The organism is Saccharopolyspora aridisoli, assembly GCF_004348445.1.
In the GTDB taxonomy this organism is placed as follows: Bacteria; Actinomycetota; Actinomycetes; order Mycobacteriales; family Pseudonocardiaceae; genus Saccharopolyspora; species Saccharopolyspora aridisoli.
On record NZ_SMKV01000046.1, the window covers coordinates 15,604 to 36,940 of the forward strand.

Genomic DNA, 21,337 nt, shown 5'->3' on the forward strand with positions numbered 1-21,337 from the left:
CGAGAGCCTCACTTGCCGTGCTTTGCAAGTGCTCGGCGGACCTGGGAGAGGCTGAGGCCGGTTGCCTGCATGAGTGACAGCGGGTCGGCGTGCGTGCCGGCCTCGATGGCCTCCTCGATCAGCTGCTCACTCGCGTCGTCGGAGGAACTCTCTGCTTCCCGCGGCGACACCTGTTCGTCGACGAACAGGTCCTCCGAGTCACCGGTCATCGTTGGGACCGCCTCGGAAGCGCAATCCGTGTCGAGCCGGGTGGCCGTGATGGACTGCCGCTCAGGGTTCTCGATGAGGAGCGAACGGGCGCGCATCATGCGTTCGGTCAGCATGTAGCCGAGTCCGCGAGTGGGTTTGCCGTCCGGGAAGACTGCCGGGAGCTCGTGCAGACCTTCGGGCATCGGTGCGCCCGAACTGATCATGTTGCCGCTGGTGCGTTCGGTGACTCGAAGTCCGACCACCGTGCCGCCCTTGAGCTGGTCACGCAGCACCGTTGAGCCGCCGAGCTGCTTGGCCGACGGCACCTGAGTCGCGAGCACGAGCGCGATGCCGTACTTCCGGCCTTCCTGCGCGAGCTTCTCGCACATGCGCCGCACGTCGCCGTTGTCGGTACCCGTGTCCTCGTCGTTCATCAGCAGCTTGTGCGCTTCGTCCATGACGATGGCGATCAGCGGCATGTCCGGGCTGGGCTCGACGGACCCACCGCCCTGCCGCTTGACGACCTTCCGCCGACGGTCCATCAACCGCAATGCGTACCGCAGCAGCTTCCGAGCATCCTGCGGCGTTTCCGCGAAGAGCTTGACCCGGTCACGCCAGTGCGGCAACGAAGCGCCTTCGCCGCCGTCGACGATGAGCGGATACACGCGGTCCGACGCGGCTGCCTCGGTGAGGATCAGGTCGAGCACCTTGGTCTTGCCGGATCCGTTGACCCCGGATACCAGGCCGTGCGTCGCTCCCCCACCTGGCCACCAGAACCGGTAGTGCAGCATCTCCCCGTCCGCCGTGGTCATCAGCGGGAAAGTGCCGGTGGCGGGATCCAACTGTGGCTTCTCCCAGCGCACCACCGCCTGAAGAGGGTCGCGGGTTAGGACGGTGATCTGCGCCGTGCGAACTGAGGCTCCAGGAATGGCCTCTACGAACACTCGGCCGTCGGGCAAGTCGTAGACCGACAGGATGGTCTGCTGGGCCTTCATGATCGAGTGCCAGTGCTCACCGATGTTCAGCTCGACAACGCCGCGCCAGCCGAACGGCAGCTCGGAGACCTGCTTGAGATTCGAGCCAGGGAGCGCTTTGCCGGTGGCTCCGATATAGGTGTCCCAGCGCTCGATTCGCGGATCGGGTCCGCTTGTCACAGCGGGGAGTGCCATGTGAGCTGCCGGGCTGGTCTTCTCCGCGGTGATGTCGGGTTCCGGTTCGGTGTGCCGCACCCACCACGGAATCGAGAGCGCCGCTCCGCTGGCCCACAGCAGACTGGCGGCGATTCCTGCGGAGCCATCGAGCGCCAAGGCAGCCTGCCAGCCTGCTGAGCTCACGGCTGCTGTACCGGCGTAGACACGGTTCCAGCGCGAGGCTCGCTGGTGCACGTAGCCGTACGCGCCGGCGCTCGCCGCCCACCCGGCCGCTACAGGCACAAGTGCAGCGGGTCCAGACAACGCGGACGCGGTGGCGCCGATCGCATGCGTTGCACCGATCCCGGTCAGAGGCAGCGCCTGGCGGCGCCAGCGCTTACCAAGGCGCAGGGCCTCCTTTCCGAGTTCGATTGCCGCCTCGGTCGACTGCTTGGGACCTTCGGTGGTCGACGTCTCAACATCCTGAGCGGCGACTCGAGTCATCTGCTTCATGCGGTTGCTCCCTGCTCACCGAGCTGTCCGGGTCCGCACCCCGCCCCGACTTCTGCCGGGGCGGGACACGCACTCGGCAGGTCAGTAGTGGTCGTACCAGGACTTTTCGGCGACGTTGCCGCTGCCGCCGGCACTCGCGACGGCATCAGCAACCGGCGCGTGTCGCTGCTCGACGTGGCGGTAGAGATTCGCAGCCAGAGGTGCAGCCGTCTCCAAGAGATCGGTCAGGTCGCTGATCTGGCCGATCGTGTCGTTGTCGAGGCTGTTCGCGGTCAGGGCCTCGCCTAGGCTTTGAGCTTCCTCGTAGGCCTTGCCCAGGAGCATCGCCATCGTGGACAGCGACGCGATCGTGTCGGCGTATCCCTCACCAGTCGCGGCGAGAGCTGTGCCGTTGGCGGGCATGAGCTCACCCATCTTGTTTCCTCCGATTTCCTTGGTGGATTCCTCGTTCACGTCCGTGCGTTCCGCGTGGACGTAAATTCGTGAGGGGTCGACGTCGTCTCCGCCGGATCCCGGTTGGCCTTTGCTCCTCTGGGAAGAGGCGCCGCTGCCACTGCAGGTTCGACACCGCGTGTGGCGGTGGCGTCCGCCGAAGTTCGAGACGTACTCACCCCGGCCCGCGCAGTCGCCGCAGTGGCCTTCGCGCTCGGCATCCGATGGACTCTGGTCACTGTTGGTGCAGTTGCCGTCGCACGCTCCCCTGGCACAGTTCGCGCACCAGCCATCCTCATCAAGCAGAGCCGGGTCGAATTCCTCTGAGCACCAGGCACACCGGCGGAGGACCACTTCGTCCTTCTCGCGGCGTTCTGAGTCCCGCCGGCGACCGTCGTGCCGGTTCGAGCGGCAATCAGGGCACACGCGGCCAACGCTCGGCACGATGACGATCAGCTCGAAGTTGACGCCCTGGCCGCAGCCTTGGCACTGCTCGATGTCACGCCGCGACCGCCACTGCTTCCAGGTATCGCGATAGCCCCAACCGCGGTTGGCGCCCTCCCGCCCGAGCCGGTACCCGGTTCGAGCACCGGCCAGAGCACCCGCCCCCAGCCCGTGGAGGCCGGCCACGGTGGCGGTACCGACCGCAGCGACAGTCCAACCCGCCGCGTAGGGCCACCACAGTGGATCGCGCGGCCCCTTCGAACCGGCAGCGCGAAGTCGGTCGGCCCGCCGCTGCCAGTGCTCGGAAGCACGCTGCCGTGTCTCTTGCCAACTCGCTTTGGAGCGGCGCTTGGACTGTTCCCAGGCCCGCGTGATCAGCGCCGCTATGGCCATGGCCAGTATCAGGTCCGCGCCCATGTCAGCCCCCGATCAGCTTGCCGAGGCTGTTGGTGCCCATGTCGGCGATCGCATCGGAGAGCCCGACACCAGCGCCGGCCAAAGGGCCAACCGCGGCCAGGAACAGGACGGGAAGCAGGATCAATCCGACCTTGGCGGGCGTGTCAGCCTTCCGGTCGACGGCGATGTCGTAGACGACGATCACAGCGACGACCAGCGCGATACCGCCGACGAGCACGGGGCCCTGGTCAACGAGGGAGTTGGAAATCTCGCGGAGGCGGTCCGCGAGCCAGATGCCGACACCGGTGTTCGCGAGGCACGACCCACCGATGAAGGCCAGCGCGGCGCGCACCCACCACGGGATCTTGGTTCGCTTCCGGAGCACCCACAGCAGGACGAAGCAGATAACCATGATCACGAAGTTCATTCCGGGTTCCTCCTGGTGATCAGAGAGCGAAAAGGACGATCAGGACCGTGATTGCTGTCGCGACCACCAGGCGCGAAGGCCGACGTGCGATCCACAGGACCGCGTAGCCGAGCGCTGTGATCGCGAGCGAGACGTAGCCGAACGCGATGCCGGGCGCGGCCAGCCACCGGAGGCCGGCCGCCCACTCGGCTCGCTCGACCCGGGCGTGGATGTCGCGCAATGACGGGGGTCTGGAGCGCCACACCGACCCATCTATGGCCGCGCGACCGCTCTCCCCTGCCTCCCGGACCCACACCGACACCGCCGATTTCCATTGCGAGGAAGGCTGACTGTCGTCACTGGGCGTGATTTCCCCGCTGGTTCCGGGGAAAGGGACCAGTTCGCCATGCCCCGTGTCCGGGGTGGGCTCCGAGTAAGATCGCGCGCGCTCGCGCGGGTGTTCGCGCTCGTGCTCGCGCTCGGGCGCCCAATTGGGGACCTGATCGTCGGCCTCGGTGGCTTCGTTGAGCTCGGCCCACGGATCCGGGATTGGCATTACCGGGCACCTCCTTCCCCGCTGATGCGGTTGGCTTCCGCGGTGAAGTGCTGGGTGTAGTGGTCAAAAAGTCGGTCACGTTCGGTGTCCGGTAGCTGGCCGATGCCGCCGCGAAGGCACATCAGCGCGGTCGACAACCGCTGCAGATCGGAGCCAGCCGCGGTGAGCTTCCGCTCGTAGAGGGCGCGGCTGTTCTCGTTCGGTCCTGCTCGGTCCAGCACTCGGTGAACGTGGTCGACCAGGTCTTCACGCAACTTCCAGGCAACCCGAGCACTCGCGCGGCTGTGCGCAACTGCGCTGCGCAGTGCGTACTCGGCTGCCTGGTACCGCTCGGCCGGCGTCGCGGCCTTGCGGGTCCGCTCCGCGTGGTGAGCCGCCCGTCGACGAGCCGAGCGGACCCGCTTCGGCTCACGTCGCGCTGTCGCGGTCATCGCGGTACTCCTCTCGCGGTATCAGTTGGCGACAATGGATTCGGCGGTATCGACGGCTGCGGTATCGGCGGTTGGCAGCTCGATCACGCGGGGCTCGGTACCTGCCTCGGCAGACACCGGCGCCGGATCGTTACCGGCGCCAGGCGTGAGCGACTTGGCGGCGTCAGCACCGTGCCGCGAAACCGCGGACAGGACCGCATTACGAAGCGGGCTAGCCGCGTTGCGGGACATCCGAAGCTCTGAATGGAACTCGCCGAGCTTGGGGTTCCGACCTCGTTCGCGCTGGTAGGCGGCTACGAGCTCAACCGCGCGCTTCCACTGCTCGGCGTCCCACTGCCCGCCACGAACCTGCTGAGCCGACCGGAGCGACGCCCCGGATCGGGTGGTGCTGGGGCGCGTAGTTGATCGCCGCGTGCGGGTCGGCGCCGACGCACGGGTACCGGAAGACGGCACAGGACACGTACCGGCGACCGGTACCGGTGCGGGCTCGGTACTCGGTACCGGCTGCTGGTACTCGCGCTTCGCCTTGGCTTCCGATACCGCTCGACTGAATGCGATCTGGTATCCCTGACTCGCCTCTGTCAGGACGATGAGCAATACCGGGAAGATCGCGTGAAGCCCAGCGGCCACCCAGTCACCGCGCTCGGCGGACTGCCCGCAGTTGAGAACGAGGCTCATTCCGGCGGTGGCCCACCGAAGGCCCGTCCCCCACGGCGCCCGCTGCCCGTAGCGGTGCAGCTGGCGATCACCGATCAACGCGACGACCAAGGCCGCATCCACGGCGAGACCGCCGGCCAAACCGAGGCCCCACGGCACGCCGTGGTGCGCGAGCAGCTCAGCGCCGGCGAAGGCAGAGAAGACCATCACCACGCTGGCGACCAGCCAGACGAACAGGTTGATCATTCCGCCTGCCTGCAGGAGACGCTGCTCCTCGGCCTCGACTGGGGAAAGCTGTTCCGACATCACGCGACTCCCTTACGACGTGCGCGCTGCTCGGCACGGTGCGATCGGCTGGCTTCGCGAGCGTCCGGGCACCGGCAGCCGTAGTTGGCGTAAGCGCTGACCGTCCCGTGATGAGTGGCGTCGCACCCGACGCGCTCGACCTCGGGTTCGTCGTCAGCGGCGTGCTTACGACGCCACAGCCGTCCCAACTCCTGGAAGTCGGGCTGGGCCACGCCGCCCCAGCTGCCGTAGCGCTCGCCCCGCAGGACCGCACCGGCCAGGCATTCGTCGACGACCGGGCAGCCCTTGCACTTCTCGGCGATCTGCCTGCGCAGCCGGAAGCGCTGTGCCCGGCCGTTGAACTCGTCCGCAGCCGGGAAGAAGACGTCGACGGGGATGTCCGCACAGTTCCGGTCATCCCTGCGGTCGACCAGGTGGAGCAGCTTCCAGCCGTCGGCTTCGGCGAACGGCTCGACCCGCTCGATCTGGCTGCTGAGGAACTCGGTGACGCGGCTTCTCATCAGGCAACCTCCTTCCTGGCGAACTGGGCGAAAACACCGGAGAGCGCGGCGTTGAGTCGGCCGCAGATCGTCTGCACTGCGGCTTTGGCGGCGTCCGTGGACGGCTCCGCGAGCCGCGAGAAGCTGGGCGTCGGCAGGCCGTCAGCCTCGATCGGGACGCGGAGTAACAAGACCGCGGTGGCCGTCGGCACGTGGTTGTCCTCCTGGACGTGCCAGGTCGAACCGGTTTGCCAACCGCGCCAGTAGCCGCGTAGCACCCTGGTGGTCTCGCCAGGAACCGAAGCGGCGATTTCGACAGTGATCGCGAGTCGGCCATCGAAGTCCCAGGTCGGCACCGCGCTGAGCACCCTCGGGTGGCTCTCGACGTAGGCCGGGCTCATGACCGGCGACTGCGCGACTCGCCAGGCGCTAGCGGCGAATTCCAACGGGCTCTGTGTCGGCTGCTGGCCGTCGACGTCGACGAACTGGGCGGCATTCTGGCGCAGGTACGCGCCGTATCGGGATTGGAAGTCGCTGGCGTGCTCGAAGTCGTAGCGATCGTCGGGTGCGAAAGGACGCGAAAAGGACACAGTCGTCTCCCTAGGTCAGTGATTGGCTGGGGTGGAAGGCTCGGAATGGTGGGTGCTTGGCGGCTTCGGCCATCCCTGAGCCGGACGTCACGCGGCGAGCACCTGAGGGAGCTCCTGGCCGTCCGTGTGGTTGAGCTCAAGCGCTGTGAGGGACACTTGTGCTGCTCCTTCCGGTCTGGTGATCGGTTGGGGTGGAGGACTCGGGGCGGCGGGTGCTTGGCGGCTTCGGTCGCCCCGAGTTCCGGACTTGGTTGTGCGGGTTGCAGGCCGGGCACCGGGCCCACCTGCCATCTGGTCGTTCGATCGTTCGGCTGGGCTCGTCGCACGCTCCGCACCACTCAGGGCGGTCGGCACACTTACCGGCATTCGGATTGGCAGGCGGCAGATCATCCAGCCGCGCATTCAGGACAGCGGCCGGCGACCGCACGCCGTTCGGGTTCGCGCCGAGGTGCGCTGCCAGGCGACTCTTCGACCATCCGGCTTGCAACGCCTCAATGAGCTTGGGGCGCAGGCGCTGCCGTTGCTTCGGAGTCAGGTGCCACGCTGGCCCAAGCGCGTCGAGCACGCTGTCGATGTCCTGAGCGGATCCCGCCTCCTCCACATCGGACCCGATGAGCCGGAGTCGACTCTCAGGCCCGTCCTTGGTGGACGGTTCCATGACGGTTCCGGATGGTTCGGGTGGCACAGCTGTGCCGGGGGTGGGGTGACGTAGCTCTGCCGCCCCAGGGGTGACAGCCGCGCCACCGGCGGCAACTTGCCGGGCCTGGCAATTTGCCGGGGCTGTGGACAACTCCGCGTTCATCAACACCGAGTAGCGATTCGGGTGACGCCCGCCCCGTTCCTCGACAGCAAGCCGACCCTGTTCGGAAAGCTTCCGGATGATCCGCTGAACCGTTCTCTGGTCGAGTCGCGTCTTGCGGGCAAGCGTGCTCACCGACGGGAAGGCGTTGGTTCCGTCGTCTGCGGCGTTGTCGGCGATGGCCAGCAACATCAGCAGCTCAGTGCCTTTGGCCGGGGATTGATCCCAGACCCAGTTCATGACCTTGATGCTCATGCGTTCCTCTGCAGTTCAGATCAACGCGGTGACCAGGGCCGCAACCGCGAGCCACAGCCAGTGCCACGACTGGTCCAGCACGTACGCACCAGTCCCAAGCGAGGGGTTGTCGTCCCTGCCAGCACGCGGTGCCCCGAGGCGGTAGAAGCCGTCGTTGCCGGTCAGCTCCGCGAGCCGTCGAAGTGTCGATCGCCGATCCGCCCAGTAATGGGTAACCGCGCTGACCACCTGGCCGAGAACGAAACCGAGAACGCTGATCGTCAGGCCGAAGGCGACCCAGATGAGCGCCACACTTCCGGCCGTTACGGCCGTGTAGGACGAGACGTGCTTGGCGCAGTTCCACCTACCTGGCCAACCGGGGAGGCCCTTTGCGCCAGCCTGGTGCGACGTCTGAACCCAGTGGTCGGCCACGTTGTGCGCGACCAGCAGCGCTGGCAAGGTCGCACCGAACGTCGCGGCAGCCTCGATACCTGCCGGAGTCATGCCGCGCCCTCCCCTACGAAGTCGGCGGCATCCACAGCACTGTTGCTACCGAGTGCGGCTTCGATCATTCGTTCCACCGCGATGGCCGGAATGATCAGCCGACCTCGGATCCGGACGGCCGGGAACTGGTTGTCTGCGATCGCCCGGTACAGCGTCATCTGCGAGGTCTGGAACATCCGCGCTGCCTCGGCCACGCTGTAGAACTTCGGCGACCTCTCCCCCGGAGCCTGGCTCCAGGGCTTCATCACCTGCCCCATTGGCTACCTCCACTCTCTCGGTCAACGCGGACAACAGTAGCTAACGTAGCTAATTTTGGCTACCTCTATTTGCAGATCGGTGCGTCTTCCCAGGTCGGTAGCCAGAATTAGCCGCCAGGCGGATAGCCTCACGTAGGAACACCACGTGGAGGTGAGCAGTGGCGGACGATTGGGCGGCCGTAGCTAAGGCGATCTCGGCCCGTCTGGAAGAGCTCGGCATGACGCAGCTCGATGCGGCGGCGAAGTCCAAGGTTGCGCCGGCCACCATCCGCGAACTGCAGTACAACAAGGTGCCGCGACGACGGAACCCGCGGACGCTCGAAGCCTTGTCCGAAGCGCTGGACTGGCCAGCTGACTACCTCAGCAACGTCCTGGCCGGCACGTCGGCCGAACCGCACGCCGACGAGGCGAACGACCCGGTCCTGCAGAAGCTCGACGACGTCCTGGAGCAGCTTCATGAGCTCAGGACTCGTGTCGAAGCCGTCGAGCATCGCCAAGAGCGCGAAGACGAGCAGCCCTGAGCTCCCGGACCGTACTGATGAGGTGATCTACCTCGTCGGTCCTGATTCCTCGCTCCCGACCACGCGTGTCGTGGCTACGCGCTTCCCGGTTCGCGTTATCGCTAGCCGACATCCTGGCCACTCCTCTGCACCTGCTGATCGGTGGTCATGGCCAGTAGCCTGAAGGCCGTACACGCGCCTGACCCGCACAAACTGACGCCCGCAGTCGAATGCGGGCCGGACTAGTACAAAAGTGCGGGTAGCCGGAATCGCGGGGAGGTGGAATGGGCGCATGGTGACTGAAGGGCCCATTGGCGAACGCATCCGGATCTACCGCCGCCGGCGCGGACTCAGCCAGCGCGAACTTGCCGAGCTCGTTGGACGGTCAGAGTCCTGGTTGTCGCAGGTCGAGCGCCAGATTCGCTCGGTTGACCGTCTCTCGGTCCTGATCGACATCGCGCGCGTCCTCAAGACAGATGTCGAGACACTCGCCGGCAATCGACTGGCGCACGCGCCGAACGGCCAGCCCGACCTCAACGGGCTGGAGGAGATCCGCGGCGCACTCAGCGCCTACCCCGGTCTCGGCCTTAGCGAGGTGCCGGCAGGCGACTTGGAGGAAATCGAGCGTCTGACGGCTGAGGTGCACAGGCGGTACCAAGCCGCTGACTACGGCGCTGCGGCCAGCATCCTGCCGAGCTTGATCACCACGAGCGATGCGATGGTGGCTGAGGCGGCTCCAGCCGCCCGCCGCCGCGCGCTCGAGGTGCAGAACCACGTCTACGTCGCCGCGGCCAAGCTCGTGACGAAGACCGGCGACGGACAGCTTGCTTGGATCGCCGCGGACCGGGCGGTCAACGCAGCACTCCAATCCGACTCCGCGACCCTGGGCGCAGCAGCGGCCTACCAGGTCGCATGCGCGTTCCTGAAGCTCGACCAGGTAGAGCGCGCCGAGCAGATCGCCATGACGACCGCCGAGAACTTCGCCGACGACAGCCCTCTCGGCCTCTCCTACCAGGGCGCGCTGTTCCTCATCGGCTCCGTGATCGCTGGTCGGCGTAGTGACCGCAGTGAAGCTTCCGACCGCCTCCGGCGCGCGCAGTACCTCGCCGACGCCCTCGGCCAGGATGGCAACCACGGCTGGACGGCCTTCGGGCCGACGAACGTCGCGATCCACCGCGTCTCGGCCGCCGCCGAACTCGGCGACTCCCGACAAGCCATCGACCTGGCCGAAAGCATCGAAACCAACAACATGCCCGAAGGCCTCCAGAGCCGTCGGGCACAGGTCCACATCGACACCGCCTGGGCGTACTCCCAGCACCGCGAAGACGCCGCCGTAGTCGTCAACCTCATGGAAGCCGAGCGAGTCGCACCACAGGCCCTGCGATACAACGTGATCGTGCGAGAACTCCTCCGCGAAATGCTCAAGCGCGAGCGGCGCTCCGCCACCCCAGGACTGCGCCCACTCGCAAAACGGGCAGGTGTCCTGCATTGAGCAACCGGCCAGTCGTCTACCTCATCGCCTCAGCCGCTCCCCCAGTCCGCCAACTCGACGAACCGCTGGCACTACTCGACGATGCCGGCTACTCGGTGTGCGTCATCCTGACGCCCACCGCAGCAACCTGGATTGACCCGGCAAGCCTGGAAACCAAAACCGGCTTCCCTGTCCGAGTTCACCCACGACTCCCGGACGAACAAGACCCGCTACCACCGGCCGATGCCGTACTCGCAGCCCCGACGACCTTCAACACCTTCAATAAGGCCGCCGCCGGTATCAGCGACACTCTCGCTGCAAGCTTGCTCAACGAACTCCTAGGCGCAGACATCCCAATGGTGTTCGCACCGTGCGTCAAGCAAACCCTACGCCAGCATCCTGCGTATCAGTCGAGTCTCAACCAGCTAAGCGGCTGCGGCGTAAAGGTCCTTGAACCGGACTCGATCACGGGCCGCGGACAAGATAATCTCGCCACCTTTAATTGGTCCGCAATTGTATTTGCACTACTAACGGAGAACGATCGAGACAAGAGTGCATGAACCGATCCTTCCGCGCTTCTAAGCACCCGCGGAACGCGGCACTGTAGCACTCAATCAACGACAATTAGCGAAAGATAGTCACTTAAGAAGACTTTCATACTCGACCTTATATGGCTGGTGGCAAATTTCCGACATTACTGGCCGCACGATAAGGCCGAAGTTGCGCGCAGTTTTACCAGCCCCCTCGCCGCTCGTACAAAGTGCGGATCCCCCAGCTTGAACAACACATAGCGCTCCATGTGGCATGATCATGATCACGGCGGTGGTGCAGTGCAGCGACTGCTCATACCGGCGGAGTCGTCGTCAAACAGGCAGCGTCAGGACGGCCCCACTCCAGACTAACGACCAAACCAGGAAGGGCAACGGTGGCGAACCTCAGGAACTCACGTGGAAAATTCTTTGCGACACACAAGATGCCGACCAACAAGACCTTTTGGGAATACTATTTCGACCGCGCCGGTAAGTCACACCTGATCTCCGCCGAATACACTTCCGCACTCAAAAAATGGAACGCGACTCGATCAAACTGCCCATCCTTGGAGAACACCCTTGAAAGTCTAATCGATGTAATCCCGCCCGAATGGCGAGCATTGGCAAATAACCTCTTCGCCGGAAGGGTTCTAGATGGAGAGGCAAACGCCGCCGCTTGGACAGAAAAACAAGCCGGGATCATCGAAATTAATGCGCAGTATTCTTTTATTCTGACGGACTACGTGCACGTCTTCGACAGGTTTAGAGATTACATAGCAAAGCTAGTTGAAATGGCCTACAGTTGCGACTCGGCCAGTGAAGCGCTATTGCTTGAAGAAGCTCAAAAGATGTCTCAGGAACTGAGTTTGCACTGGTCTGAGATCGAAGAAAAGCGAAAAGACTGGGCAGACATTAGCCTTGTTCAGCCAGGGGGAACGTCAAGAAGCAGGACGCCAAATCCGAGCCGCGCAAAGGTTCTCTCGGACGTAGAATCTGTATGCGAAGAGTTCATTATTGCACACGAGCTATCACATCACCTGTTGGGGCACACTGTGTCCAGGCGCGAAAAGAAGAAGGCTAAGGAGGTTGTCGATCAGGCCCTTACCGACTCAGGTTCCGCTGACTTGCTAACCGGGATCAACCGAAGCCAGCAGGACGAGTTGCAGGCAGACCTGCTCGCCTATCTAATCGTTGCCCGAGCGACTGACAGTCTTCCTGACTTTGGGTACTTATATCGGTCGATCTTCGGCTCCACCATAGCGCTGCTATCGCTAGCGCATCTAAATGGAAACTGGGCGCATGACTCTTCGTCCACTCACCCAGGCTTCGATAAGCGATTCCAGCTGATATCCCGACTTACCTTCTGGCTTTCCGTTAACCGCCCACGCGACGCTGATCGCGGCCACCCTTTGGGGCAGCTGTCCCAATTGGCCGCCTTTTCTTCAATAGCATACCAATCGTACGACGCAAACGCCAAGAAAGTTGAGCTCAACCAAGGCAACGTCAATTCTGTTTGCCTGTGGCTCCTCAAGCAATCAGGATCTTTGAGCGATGCTATTCCAGATTCGTGATCAGGTCACAGCGAACAAACTATGCTCACGCTCATTGATCGTTCTGGAGTCGTTCTCGGCTAGCTCGCTACGACGTCGTCGTAGCGCCAGCGGTATTGGCCGCCGGGGGTGATGAGGGCTGGGGTGATCCAGCCGTTCTTGGCGTAGTGCGAGATGGTCCGCCGGCAAGGCCAAGCTTCTTGGCCAGCTCGGAGCTGGAGATCAGCGGAGCGAGCACGGCGACGCTGAGCTGGCTACTCGCGTTTGGTCACGCCGAGGACATCCAACAAAGGCTGACCCCAAGTACCTGTTCTCCGAGGTGCTCGCTCCGATCTACCAGCGCATGGCCACTGAGCTGGACCTGGGCAACACCGATGAGGCCACCGACGCACTGCGGGCATCAATCCCGGACTGGCCCCGCCTTCGATGCCTTAGCCGCCGCGCACAAGCGACTGGAAGCCCAGTACGGACGCAGGCGCCAGGGGCTACGACGCCGCCCCGGCGCCGGCCAACCTCACCACACCGGACTGCCACTGCACAATCCTCGACCCTCGACGAGCTCGACCAGATCTGCCCCACGCTCACATCGCCAGAGTCTAACGACTCTACTTCGTAGTCATCAGCTGTTCTTGAATTGATTCACATTGCCACTCTTCACAAGGATGCGGCTGATGGCCTTATTCGGACCTTAAGGAGTCCATGGTCGACTGGGGGAGTAATGGCTGACGATAATGAGCGAATTGGCTCCGCGTTTGATAAGACGCTCGCTAATATGGGTGGCGCAGCGGTTGGCGTTTGGATAACAAGCAATCTGGGACCGGAGGCCGGACAGTACATCTCTGGATGTGTAGCGCCTTGGATTGAGGAGCTCTCACATTTGGCGCGGCAATCCTGGATCAGGAAGTTCCAGAGGGTTCAAGAGGCTGGAGCCGCAGCCAGTAAAGCTGCAGGTTGCCCATTTGAGGATCTCATTAACCAGGCCATTGGGGACGATCGAAAGCTTCAGCTCCTTACTCAGGCCCTGAATGCTGCGTCAATGGCGGAAGATGCCCGCAAGGTTCGAACACTTGGCCGCGCAATTGCGGCCGGGATGGATGGAGCTCCGCGTTGATGAGCAGCTGCGAATTGTGTCGACACTTGCCGCCCTCGAGCCGGTAGATGCACGAGTGCTTGTACTGATGGCTAAAGACCGAAAACTAGGTTGGGTAAGCGCCCAAGGCAGAGTGAAAACACGGCAGGAATTGGGGTGCTTCTTGAAGCTGAGCCAAAACTCGATTCACTTATTGATTCCGTAGTTGCACGTTTGGAAACGCACGGCCTGATAAGCGACTCTGATAAGGGGCAGACCTTTAGCGGTCTATCCTTCGGGTCGGAACTTCACGTGACAGCTTTCGGAGAACTATGTGCGAATTCCTTAAACGAGAAGGCTTCCCCGGAAGGGGAGGAGGAAGAGTCTGGAGAATGATTGATTGAAGCCTGCCGTCGGCCCCCCGGGGCGGGCCGAAGGTAGCCCTCGGCGGCCGCTCAAGGCTCGACTCGAGCACAGCGGCAAGCGACCCCGACATGGCCGCCGGCTACGCGAAGACGAGAAAGCCTAAACATGCACACCAAAGCTGAAATCCGATCAGTTTGCGCTTTTTCGGCGTTGCTCGGCTAGCTCGCGCATCTCTGCTACGACGTCGTCGTAGCGCCAGCGGTATTGGCCGCCTGGGGTGATGAGGGCTGGGGTGATCCAGCCGTTCTTGGCGTAGTGCGAGATGGTCCGCCGGGCGAGGCCAAGCTTCTTGGCCAGCTCGGAGCTGGAGATCAGCGGAGTCTCATCGTCGGCCACTCAGCCATCGTGTGTGCCTCGAACGGATGCCGCTGCCTTGCTTACCTCGATGGAACTGAAATACCCTGATTGCCTACTTTGCCTTGTTGGAGGTGGGCATGCGGTCCGATGCGCGTCTCGCGCTCTTGGCGCGGTCGGCACAGTGGGAACTGGACGAGGCGGCCTTTGAGATCGGCGGGGGCCGATACACGCCCGAGCAGCGGCAACGGTTGGCCAGCCAGCTCGTTGCCCTCGCGGAAGAGCTCCGCGGTGGTGACGTCCAGCCGATGATCACCGGCTCAGACATGGCATGAATCGAACTGCGGCACAGTCGCAGCGCTCCGGATCAACAAGGTCAGTTCGAGGGTGCCGATCGTCGGGAGGCTAAGAGGCTGCCGAGCGCTCGACGCGCTTCAGGGCCTCGTCGAAGCACGGAATCAGCTTCTCTGGCAGGTGGTAGCTGTGTACACGCACTCCGGCGCGGTCCTCAGGATGCGGGCATCGCTCGAAGAAGTGCCGCCATCTGCGGCCTTCATCCCCAAACTTGGCCTTAAGAGCCTTGGACGCAGCCATGCTCAGGGTCTGCGTGGCGTGCTGCAGCGCTTCCATCCCCGTGATTTCGCGCAAGCGGTCAGCGGTTGCTGTGCCACCTTCATCGATGAGCGCACGAAGGAAGATGCGCCCGTTCTCCTTCGCCCGACGGACCGTGTCTTCCGCGACTTCGACGGTCCACTCGAAGGGCCGCTCGGTCGGGCGCTTCAGATCAGCGGTGTGCAGGCCACCGGCGAGCAGCCGTAGGACCGGCCCTGAAAGATCGGTGACGGCTACGCCAGCCGGGCCTCTTACAACCGCCTGGCGGCCGTCCTCAGATACGTGGAGCTCCCAGCCTTGTGTCTCTTGACCTGGTTCTACTCGGGTCCAGTCTGCCGTCTGATCCACGCCGCCATTGTGCATGAACACCGCTGCCATCAGCCGCATTCACGACATGCGATCAGGCCGGCATGGTCACAAAGGTCTTGATCACCGTGCCTTCAGGTCGGCGGACTTCCATCTCGTAGTCGAGGATCTCGCCCGGCTCTCGGCCGTCACGACGCACTGCGGCTGTGAGGAGCATGCGCAGGTGGGCAGCATTCGACGGGTCTGCTTCTGCAGAGAACGTCTGGATGGTTCGACCACCGCGTCGGACGTCGAACTCGAGCATCTCCGAGTTGCTGCGGTTCTCATCCGGAGTAGCCAGTGTCTGCTCGGAAGGTTCCGAGGCTTTCACCTCGGCGCTTTGCCTCTGGCTGACCTTTGCCCGCTTGCCCTGTGCGACCTCGACAGTCCCCCACTCCTGCAACAACTGGATCGCCCGGTGGACGGTCCCGATGGAAACCGCGTAGTCAACGGCCAGCCGCTTCATCGGCGGAAGTTCACTGCCAGCCGTTCGCTCGCCGCGCTCGACCTGCTCATACAGATCCACTGCGAGCTTCTCGTAGGGACTCCGCGGATTCGCCCGCACCCGCTCTGCCGGACTCAACGGTTTCGGACGCTCCGGAACGCGATCAGCCAGCGCTGCTGAGGCACGCTGGTCAGCTTCAGAGACCCAAGCGGTGTAGACGCGCAGTGTGGTCTGCCCACCCGAACCGTGGCCGAGTCGGCCGGCCACCGTTCGGACGTCGACGCCGGCGGAAATGAGCTCGGTCGCCGAGTAGTGGCGGAGCTTGTGCAGGGTGGTGTTGATGCCCAGCCTGTCGACCATGCGGTCGTACCGTTGCGTGACTGAACTGGGCTTTTGGAACTCGGAGGCGTCCGGGGCGTGCGAGAAGATGAACCCACTGGATGTGAAGTCGACGTCGATAGCCGCGGCTCGTGAGGAACAGCGTTCGCGGTGCTCATTGAGGAGCTCGACGGTGACCGGGTCCAGTGCGACGCGTCGCTGCTGGTGGGTCTTGGTGTCCTTCTCAAACCAGACGCGCCGCTCAGGGTCCCTTGCGATAGCGCGCTTCAGCGAGAGAACCGCTGCACTGGCGTCGAAGTCCGACCAACGCAGTGCGCAGAGCTCACCACGGCGGGCGCCGGTCGTCATGGCCAGCCAGAGCAAACAGCCCCAATCCTCGTCTTGCCACGCCTCGTTGAGGATCTTGGCCGACTCCTCCGCGCTAGGCGGGCTCGGATCGGCCGGCGGCGAGGCCGGTGGATCGACATCCTCGGTCGGGTTCTTGGCGACCCATCCCCACCGCTTCGCACGCTTGTAGGCGCCCGACAGCAAGTAGTGGATCTGACGGATCGCCGTCGGCCCGAGCGGTTTGCATTCGTGCGGACGGCAGCGAGCGTCGCACTCGTGCTTGCTACGCGTGCGGTGGTCGATGCGCCTGCCCGTCGTGCAGTGATCGCGGCAGCGGCGCAGCTCGGCGTAGAGCGAGTCCAGGATGTCGGCGTCGATGCGGCCGACCGGCTCGTCGCCGATGAACGGAGCGATGTGGTTGCGCACGTAGCTGCGGTATTGGTCGCGGGTGCTCGGCTCGCCCTCGAAGTAGTGATCCAAGTAGCGCTTCAACAGCTGCTTGACCGGGGCACTGGTCCTCGGGTTCCGCTGCTCGTCGACCTCGTTCAGCAGCCGGGTCAGGACCTTCTCGGCTTCACGATCTGCTTTGGGGCCTGCTGGCACGATCTCGCGGAGGTAGTGCGCGCGTTTCGTCACGGGGTCAGTTCCCGCATAGACCCGGACCCGCAGGTTGCCGTTCGGCAGCTCTTCGACGTTGCCGCGCCGTCTTCCCCGCTTGGTCTTGGGACCGCCCATACATCAAGAGTAAGGGCGACTTGTGCCATGAACCGTGCCATGGGAAGGCCGGACCAACACCCGGGCGAACTAAAACACCAGGTCACCGATGGTGGGCGCAGTTGGGTTCGAACCAACGACCCCCTGCTTGTAAGGCAGGTGCTCTTCCGCTGAGCTATGCGCCCTGGTGGTCGAACGGCTGAGCCGGTCGGACACCTCGGTAACACTACCGGGGTGTCGCGGCCGGCTCCGTGGCCGGTCGACCCGTCCGCGAGCAGGTCAGGCGGTCAGTTCCGCCACGGCCTTCTTCCAGACGTTCTGGTCGCGGGCCTCGCCGGGCTGGTTGACCTCGGCGAAGCGGACCTTGCCCTCGGTGTCGATGAGGAACGTGCCGCGATTGGCCATTCCGGCGGCGTCGTTGAACACGCCGTACGCCTTGGCGATCTCGCCGTGCGGCCAGAAGTCCGACAGCAGCGGGAAGGTGTAGCCCTGCTGCTCGGCCCACGCCTTCAGCGAGAACGGCGTGTCCACCGAAACGCCGATGACCTGAACCTGGTCGTTCTGGAACTCGCTCAGGTCATCGCGGACCTGGCAGAGCTCACCCTCGCAGACACCGCTGAACGCGAACGGGTAGAAGACCAGCAGGACGTTCTTCTTGCCCCGGAAATCGGCCAGCGAGACCTTTTCCTTGTTGTAGTCGGGCAACGTGAAGTCCGGCGCCTGCGCACCGACCTCAACAGTCATGAAAGCACCCTCCTGTTCGACATGACCTTGTCCCGGCCGAACCTACACTTCGCAGCGAAAGTGGGCACCGATGGCGACATCGGTGCCCACGTTTCGAACCGCGAACCGCCTCAGCGACGGGCCTTGGCCCGGCGGTATGCCAGCCGGGTTCCCATCCAGCCTTCGCTGACGCTTGCGTTCGCGGTCTGTGCCAGGTTCGCCGTAGAGGCGGCCTCGGCGATGTCGGCCGGTTCGACGTATCCGTCGCGGCCGGTCTTGGGGGTCATCACCCAGATGACCCCGTCGTCGGACAGGGGCGTCATCACATCGAGAAGCGTGTCCGTGAGGTCGCCATCGTCTTCGCGCCACCACAGCAACACGACATCGACCACTTCGTCGGCATCTTCGTCGAGCAGATCGCTCCCGCAACGCTCCTCGATCGAGGCCCGGACGTCGTCGTCGACGTCCTCGTCCCAGCCGATTTCCTGGACAACCATCTCCGGCTCGATGTCGAGCCTCTCGGCGACGTCGGCTTCGCCTTTACCGGCGTCTCCCGCGGCGACCACGGTTTGCTCACTCCTCCAATGCACCGGTGCGGTGACCATCTGGTCCCACACGACTTCCAAACCTGGCCGATAGCGAACACTGCGGACCGCCACCGGCGCAACTGCTAGGCGCACGACACGCCGTAGCAACGCGTTGAGGTCCGACTCTAGACCGGCATCGCCCGCACCAACAGCCTGCGGTGCGTCGTGGTGGGTGTCGGAGGCGCCCACCAGGCCCGAACATGGGGGACGATAGCGGTGTCGGACGTCACGTCCGACCACCGAAAACCCGCCACGAATCCCGACGTAGTCGAGGAGTTCCCTTGTCCGCGCTCAACAACGACGCCACCAACGACGCGGTCTCCGCCCAGCGGGTCCGGGTGATCCGGGAGGGCCTCGCCTCCCACCTGCCCGACATCGATCCGCAGGAGACCGACGAGTGGTTGCAGTCCTTCGATTCAGTCCTGTCGGCCAACGGGCAGCAGCGCGCCCGCTACCTGATGCTGCGGCTGCTCCAGCGCGCCCGCGAGACCGGCGTCGGCGTCCCGTCGCTGACCAGCACTGACTACGTCAACACCATCCCCACCGAGCAGGAACCGTGGTTCCCCGGTGACGAGGAGACCGAACGCCGCTACCGGGCGCTGATGCGCTGGAACGCCGCGGTGATGGTGCACCGCGCGCAGCGGCCCGGCATCGGAGTGGGCGGGCACATCTCGTCCTTCGCCTCCTCGGCGAGCCTCTACGAGGTGGGCTTCAACTGGTTCTTCCGGGGCAAGGACCACCCCGGAGGCGGCGACCACCTCTACATCCAGGGCCACGCTTCCCCCGGCATCTACGCGCGCGCGTTCTTGGAGGGCAGGCTCACGGAGCACCAGCTCGACGGGTTCCGCCAGGAGCACTCGCACGCCGGGGCCGGCGGCGGGCTGCCGTCCTACCCGCACCCGCGGTTGATGCCGGACTTCTGGGAGTTCCCGACCGTGTCGATGGGCCTGGGCCCGATGAACGCGATCTTCCAGGCCCGGTTTGACCGCTACCTGCACGACCGCGGCATCTCCGACACCTCGCAGCAGCGGGTGTGGGCCTTCCTCGGCGACGGCGAGATGAACGAACCCGAGTCGCGTGGCCTGCTGCACGTGGCCGCCAACGAGGGCCTGGACAACCTGACCTTCGTGGTCAACTGCAACCTGCAGCAGCTCGACGGGCCGGTGCGCGGCAACGGCAAGATCATCCAGGAGCTGGAGGCGTTCTTCCGCGGCGCTGGCTGGAACGTCATCAAGGTCGTGTGGGGCCGCGAGTGGGACTCGCTGCTGCACGCCGACCGCGACGGGGCGCTGGTCAACCTGATGAACACGACCCCCGACGGCGACTACCAGACCTACAAGGCCAACGACGGCGCCTTCGTGCGCGAGCACTTCTTCGGACGCGACCCGCGCACCAAGGAGATGGTCAAGCACCTGACCGACGACGAGATCTGGGGTCTGCGGCGCGGCGGCCACGACTACCGCAAGGTCTACGCGGCCTACAAGGCGGCCACCGAACACCACGGGCAGCCGACGGTCATCCTGGCCAAGACGATCAAGGGCTACGGCCTCGGGCCGCACTTCGAGGGCCGCAACGCCACGCACCAGATGAAGAAGCTCACGCTGGACGATCTCAAGCTGTTCCGCGACAGCCTGCGGATCCCGATCTCCGACGAGCAGCTCGACCCCTACGAGCCGCCGTACTACCACCCCGGCCAGGACTCGCCGGAGATCCAGTACCTGCAGGACCGCCGCCGTCAGCTGGGCGGGTACCTGCCGGAGCGCCGGGTCAGGTCCAAGCCGCTGGTGCTGCCCGGTGACAAGGTCTACGAGGTGGTCCGCAAGGGCTCCGGCAAGCAGGAGGTCGCCACCACGATGGCGTTCGTCCGGCTGCTCAAGGACCTGGCCAAGGACGCCGAGATCGGTGCGCGGATCGTGCCGATCATCCCCGACGAGGCGCGGACCTTCGGCATGGACTCGATGTTCCCGTCGCAGAAGATCTACAACCCGCAGGGCCAGCTCTACACGCCGGTGGACTACCAGCTGATGCTGGCCTACCGGGAGAGCGATACCGGGCAGATCATGCACGAGGGCATCAACGAGGCCGGTTCCACCGCCTCCTTCACTGCCGCAGGCACCAGTTACGCCACGCACGGCGAGCCGATGATCCCGGTCTACATCTTCTACTCGATGTTCGGCTTCCAGCGCACCGGTGACGGGTTCTGGGCGGCGGCCGACCAGATGGCGCGCGGGTTCGTGCTCGGCGCCACAGCAGGCCGCACGACGCTGACCGGGGAGGGCCTGCAGCACGCCGACGGGCACTCGCAGCTCATCGCCGCGACGAACCCGGCGGTGGTGGCCTACGACCCGGCGTGGGCGTTCGAGGTGGCGCACATCGTCAAGGACGGTCTGCGGCGGATGTTCGGCGAGAACGCCGAGAACGTCTTCTACTACCTGACCGTCTACAACGAGCCGTACCAGCAGCCCGCCGAGCCGTCCGGGCTGGACGTGGACGGGTTGTTGCGCGGGCTCTACCGGTATCAGCAGGCTCCTTCGGGGTCCGGGCCGCGCGCCCAGCTGATGGGGTCGGGCGTGCTGCTGCCGGAGGTCCTCAAGGCCGCGCGGCTGCTGGCCGAGGACTGGGGCGTGCGGGCCGACGTGTGGTCGGCGACGTCGTGGGCGCAGCTGCGCCGGGAGGCCGAGCAGGTCGACCGGCACAACCTGCTCAACCCGGGTGCCGAACCGCAGGTCCCGCACGTGACGCGCGCGCTGTCGCAGGCCGAGGGCCCCGTGGTGGCGGTCAGCGACTGGATGCGGGCGGTGCCCGACCTGATCCGGCCGTGGGTGCCGGGCGAGATGGTCAGCCTCGGCGCGGACGGCTTCGGCTTCTCCGACACCCGTCCCGCGGCACGTCGGGTTTTCCTCGTCGACGCCGAGTCCACGGTGGTCGCGACCCTGGCCGCGCTGGCCAGGACGGGCCAGGTCGACAAGGCCACGGTGGTCGAGGCCGCCCGCAAGTACCGCATCGACGACGTCCAGGCCGCAGGCCCGCAGACGTCCGACCCCGGTGACGCCTGACTCCCACCCCACTGGCCCCGGAGACC

The 21,337-nt window shown here is 64.9% G+C and carries 22 protein-coding genes and 1 tRNA gene; 6 read left to right on the plus strand and 17 right to left on the minus strand.

Annotated features, from left to right (window positions below; genetic code table 11):
- Positions 1-8 precede the first annotated feature (8 nt).
- The 11 genes from E1161_RS24345 to E1161_RS24395 all read right to left on the minus strand — a co-directional run bounded on the left by E1161_RS24345 (position 9) and on the right by E1161_RS24395 (position 8,260).
- Positions 9-1,832: a hypothetical protein gene (locus tag E1161_RS24345; protein ID WP_132627066.1), complete on the minus strand. Its 1,824-nt coding sequence runs from the start codon at positions 1,830-1,832 to the stop codon at positions 9-11.
- Between the two features lie 81 nt (positions 1,833-1,913).
- Positions 1,914-3,125 (minus strand): phage tail tape measure protein, encoded by a 1,212-nt coding sequence (locus E1161_RS24350; protein WP_132627067.1) that lies wholly within the window; start codon positions 3,123-3,125, stop codon positions 1,914-1,916.
- Position 3,126: 1 nt separating this feature from the next.
- Entirely contained in the window at positions 3,127-3,531 is a 405-nt protein-coding gene (locus E1161_RS24355; protein WP_132627068.1) for a hypothetical protein, read from the minus strand.
- A gap of 19 nt (positions 3,532-3,550) precedes the next feature.
- On the minus strand, positions 3,551-4,066 hold the full coding sequence (locus E1161_RS24360; RefSeq protein WP_132627069.1) for a hypothetical protein: 516 nt from the start codon (positions 4,064-4,066) through the stop codon (positions 3,551-3,553).
- On the minus strand, positions 4,066-4,497 hold the full coding sequence (locus tag E1161_RS24365) for a hypothetical protein (RefSeq protein ID WP_132627070.1): 432 nt from the start codon (positions 4,495-4,497) through the stop codon (positions 4,066-4,068). Before E1161_RS24365 ends, E1161_RS24360 begins: the two co-directional genes overlap by 1 nt.
- A 21-nt stretch (positions 4,498-4,518) precedes the next feature.
- Positions 4,519-5,460 (minus strand): hypothetical protein, encoded by a 942-nt coding sequence (locus E1161_RS24370; protein WP_132627071.1) that lies wholly within the window; start codon positions 5,458-5,460, stop codon positions 4,519-4,521.
- Positions 5,460-5,960: a WhiB family transcriptional regulator gene (locus tag E1161_RS24375; RefSeq protein ID WP_132627072.1), complete on the minus strand. Its 501-nt coding sequence runs from the start codon at positions 5,958-5,960 to the stop codon at positions 5,460-5,462. The genes E1161_RS24370 and E1161_RS24375 overlap by 1 nt, the downstream gene beginning before the upstream one ends.
- Entirely contained in the window at positions 5,960-6,529 is a 570-nt protein-coding gene (locus E1161_RS24380; RefSeq protein WP_132627073.1) for a hypothetical protein, read from the minus strand. Before E1161_RS24380 ends, E1161_RS24375 begins: the two co-directional genes overlap by 1 nt.
- A 136-nt stretch (positions 6,530-6,665) precedes the next feature.
- Positions 6,666-7,583, minus strand: a complete 918-nt coding sequence (locus E1161_RS24385) for a helix-turn-helix domain-containing protein (protein WP_132627074.1) — start codon at positions 7,581-7,583, stop codon at positions 6,666-6,668.
- A gap of 15 nt (positions 7,584-7,598) precedes the next feature.
- Positions 7,599-8,021: a DUF3307 domain-containing protein gene (locus tag E1161_RS24390; RefSeq protein ID WP_235875277.1), complete on the minus strand. Its 423-nt coding sequence runs from the start codon at positions 8,019-8,021 to the stop codon at positions 7,599-7,601.
- 41 nt (positions 8,022-8,062) lie between these two features.
- A complete protein-coding gene (locus tag E1161_RS24395; protein WP_235875278.1) occupies positions 8,063-8,260 on the minus strand; it encodes a helix-turn-helix domain-containing protein in 198 nt (65 codons plus the stop codon).
- Between the two features lie 221 nt (positions 8,261-8,481).
- Between E1161_RS24395 and E1161_RS24400 the strand changes: the two genes are divergently transcribed.
- From E1161_RS24400 to E1161_RS24415, 4 genes are all read left to right on the plus strand, one after another.
- Positions 8,482-8,844, plus strand: a complete 363-nt coding sequence (locus E1161_RS24400) for a helix-turn-helix domain-containing protein (RefSeq protein WP_132627076.1) — start codon at positions 8,482-8,484, stop codon at positions 8,842-8,844.
- A 271-nt stretch (positions 8,845-9,115) separates the two neighbouring features.
- Positions 9,116-10,315 carry a helix-turn-helix domain-containing protein gene (locus E1161_RS24405; protein ID WP_132627077.1) on the plus strand — a complete coding sequence of 400 codons (1,200 nt, stop codon included), beginning with the start codon at positions 9,116-9,118 and terminating at the stop codon, positions 10,313-10,315.
- Positions 10,312-10,854 (plus strand): flavoprotein, encoded by a 543-nt coding sequence (locus E1161_RS24410; RefSeq protein ID WP_132627078.1) that lies wholly within the window; start codon positions 10,312-10,314, stop codon positions 10,852-10,854. The genes E1161_RS24405 and E1161_RS24410 overlap by 4 nt, the downstream gene beginning before the upstream one ends.
- A 365-nt stretch (positions 10,855-11,219) precedes the next feature.
- Positions 11,220-12,395, plus strand: a complete 1,176-nt coding sequence (locus tag E1161_RS24415) for a M48 family metalloprotease (protein WP_207920378.1) — start codon at positions 11,220-11,222, stop codon at positions 12,393-12,395.
- Between the two features lie 1,603 nt (positions 12,396-13,998).
- On the opposite strand, the gene E1161_RS24425 is transcribed toward E1161_RS24415, so the two are convergent.
- On the minus strand, positions 13,999-14,205 hold the full coding sequence (locus E1161_RS24425) for a MerR family transcriptional regulator (protein ID WP_207920379.1): 207 nt from the start codon (positions 14,203-14,205) through the stop codon (positions 13,999-14,001).
- Positions 14,206-14,303: 98 nt separating this feature from the next.
- Between E1161_RS24425 and E1161_RS24430 the strand changes: the two genes are divergently transcribed.
- On the plus strand, positions 14,304-14,498 hold the full coding sequence (locus E1161_RS24430; RefSeq protein WP_132627080.1) for a hypothetical protein: 195 nt from the start codon (positions 14,304-14,306) through the stop codon (positions 14,496-14,498).
- Positions 14,499-14,568: 70 nt separating this feature from the next.
- Here E1161_RS24430 and E1161_RS24435 read toward each other — a convergent pair whose 3' ends face one another.
- The 5 genes from E1161_RS24435 to E1161_RS24455 form a co-directional block, all read right to left on the minus strand.
- The gene (locus tag E1161_RS24435; RefSeq protein WP_132627081.1) at positions 14,569-15,162 is read right to left on the minus strand and encodes a hypothetical protein; all 594 of its coding nucleotides are present in this window, start codon (positions 15,160-15,162) and stop codon (positions 14,569-14,571) included.
- A gap of 13 nt (positions 15,163-15,175) precedes the next feature.
- Complete coding sequence (locus tag E1161_RS24440) at positions 15,176-16,966, minus strand: tyrosine-type recombinase/integrase (RefSeq protein ID WP_132627082.1); 1,791 nt, start codon at positions 16,964-16,966, stop codon at positions 15,176-15,178.
- A gap of 89 nt (positions 16,967-17,055) precedes the next feature.
- Positions 17,056-17,130: transfer RNA gene (locus E1161_RS24445), tRNA-Val, on the minus strand.
- 94 nt (positions 17,131-17,224) lie between these two features.
- The gene (locus E1161_RS24450; protein ID WP_132627083.1) at positions 17,225-17,689 is read right to left on the minus strand and encodes a peroxiredoxin; all 465 of its coding nucleotides are present in this window, start codon (positions 17,687-17,689) and stop codon (positions 17,225-17,227) included.
- A 110-nt stretch (positions 17,690-17,799) separates the two neighbouring features.
- On the minus strand, positions 17,800-18,234 hold the full coding sequence (locus E1161_RS24455) for a DUF3052 domain-containing protein (RefSeq protein ID WP_093420851.1): 435 nt from the start codon (positions 18,232-18,234) through the stop codon (positions 17,800-17,802).
- A gap of 302 nt (positions 18,235-18,536) precedes the next feature.
- Here E1161_RS24455 and aceE point away from each other — a divergent pair, with 302 nt between their 5' ends.
- Complete coding sequence (gene aceE / locus E1161_RS24460; RefSeq protein WP_132627084.1) at positions 18,537-21,311, plus strand: pyruvate dehydrogenase (acetyl-transferring), homodimeric type; 2,775 nt, start codon at positions 18,537-18,539, stop codon at positions 21,309-21,311.
- The last annotated feature ends 26 nt before the right edge of the window (positions 21,312-21,337 follow it).

Coding starts and splice junctions, on each gene's coding strand:
- E1161_RS24345 (WP_132627066.1), bottom strand. CDS start 1,832: ATGAAGCAGATGACTCGAGTCGCCGCTCAGGATGTTGAGACGTCGACC.
- E1161_RS24350 (WP_132627067.1), bottom strand. CDS start 3,125: ATGGGCGCGGACCTGATACTGGCCATGGCCATAGCGGCGCTGATCACG.
- E1161_RS24355 (WP_132627068.1), bottom strand. CDS start 3,531: ATGAACTTCGTGATCATGGTTATCTGCTTCGTCCTGCTGTGGGTGCTC.
- E1161_RS24360 (WP_132627069.1), bottom strand. CDS start 4,066: ATGCCAATCCCGGATCCGTGGGCCGAGCTCAACGAAGCCACCGAGGCC.
- E1161_RS24365 (WP_132627070.1), bottom strand. CDS start 4,497: ATGACCGCGACAGCGCGACGTGAGCCGAAGCGGGTCCGCTCGGCTCGT.
- E1161_RS24370 (WP_132627071.1), bottom strand. CDS start 5,460: ATGTCGGAACAGCTTTCCCCAGTCGAGGCCGAGGAGCAGCGTCTCCTG.
- E1161_RS24375 (WP_132627072.1), bottom strand. CDS start 5,960: ATGAGAAGCCGCGTCACCGAGTTCCTCAGCAGCCAGATCGAGCGGGTC.
- E1161_RS24385 (WP_132627074.1), bottom strand. CDS start 7,583: ATGAGCATCAAGGTCATGAACTGGGTCTGGGATCAATCCCCGGCCAAA.
- E1161_RS24405 (WP_132627077.1), top strand. CDS start 9,116: ATGGTGACTGAAGGGCCCATTGGCGAACGCATCCGGATCTACCGCCGC.
- E1161_RS24430 (WP_132627080.1), top strand. CDS start 14,304: ATGCGGTCCGATGCGCGTCTCGCGCTCTTGGCGCGGTCGGCACAGTGG.
- E1161_RS24435 (WP_132627081.1), bottom strand. CDS start 15,162: ATGCGGCTGATGGCAGCGGTGTTCATGCACAATGGCGGCGTGGATCAG.
- E1161_RS24440 (WP_132627082.1), bottom strand. CDS start 16,966: ATGGGCGGTCCCAAGACCAAGCGGGGAAGACGGCGCGGCAACGTCGAA.
- E1161_RS24450 (WP_132627083.1), bottom strand. CDS start 17,689: ATGACTGTTGAGGTCGGTGCGCAGGCGCCGGACTTCACGTTGCCCGAC.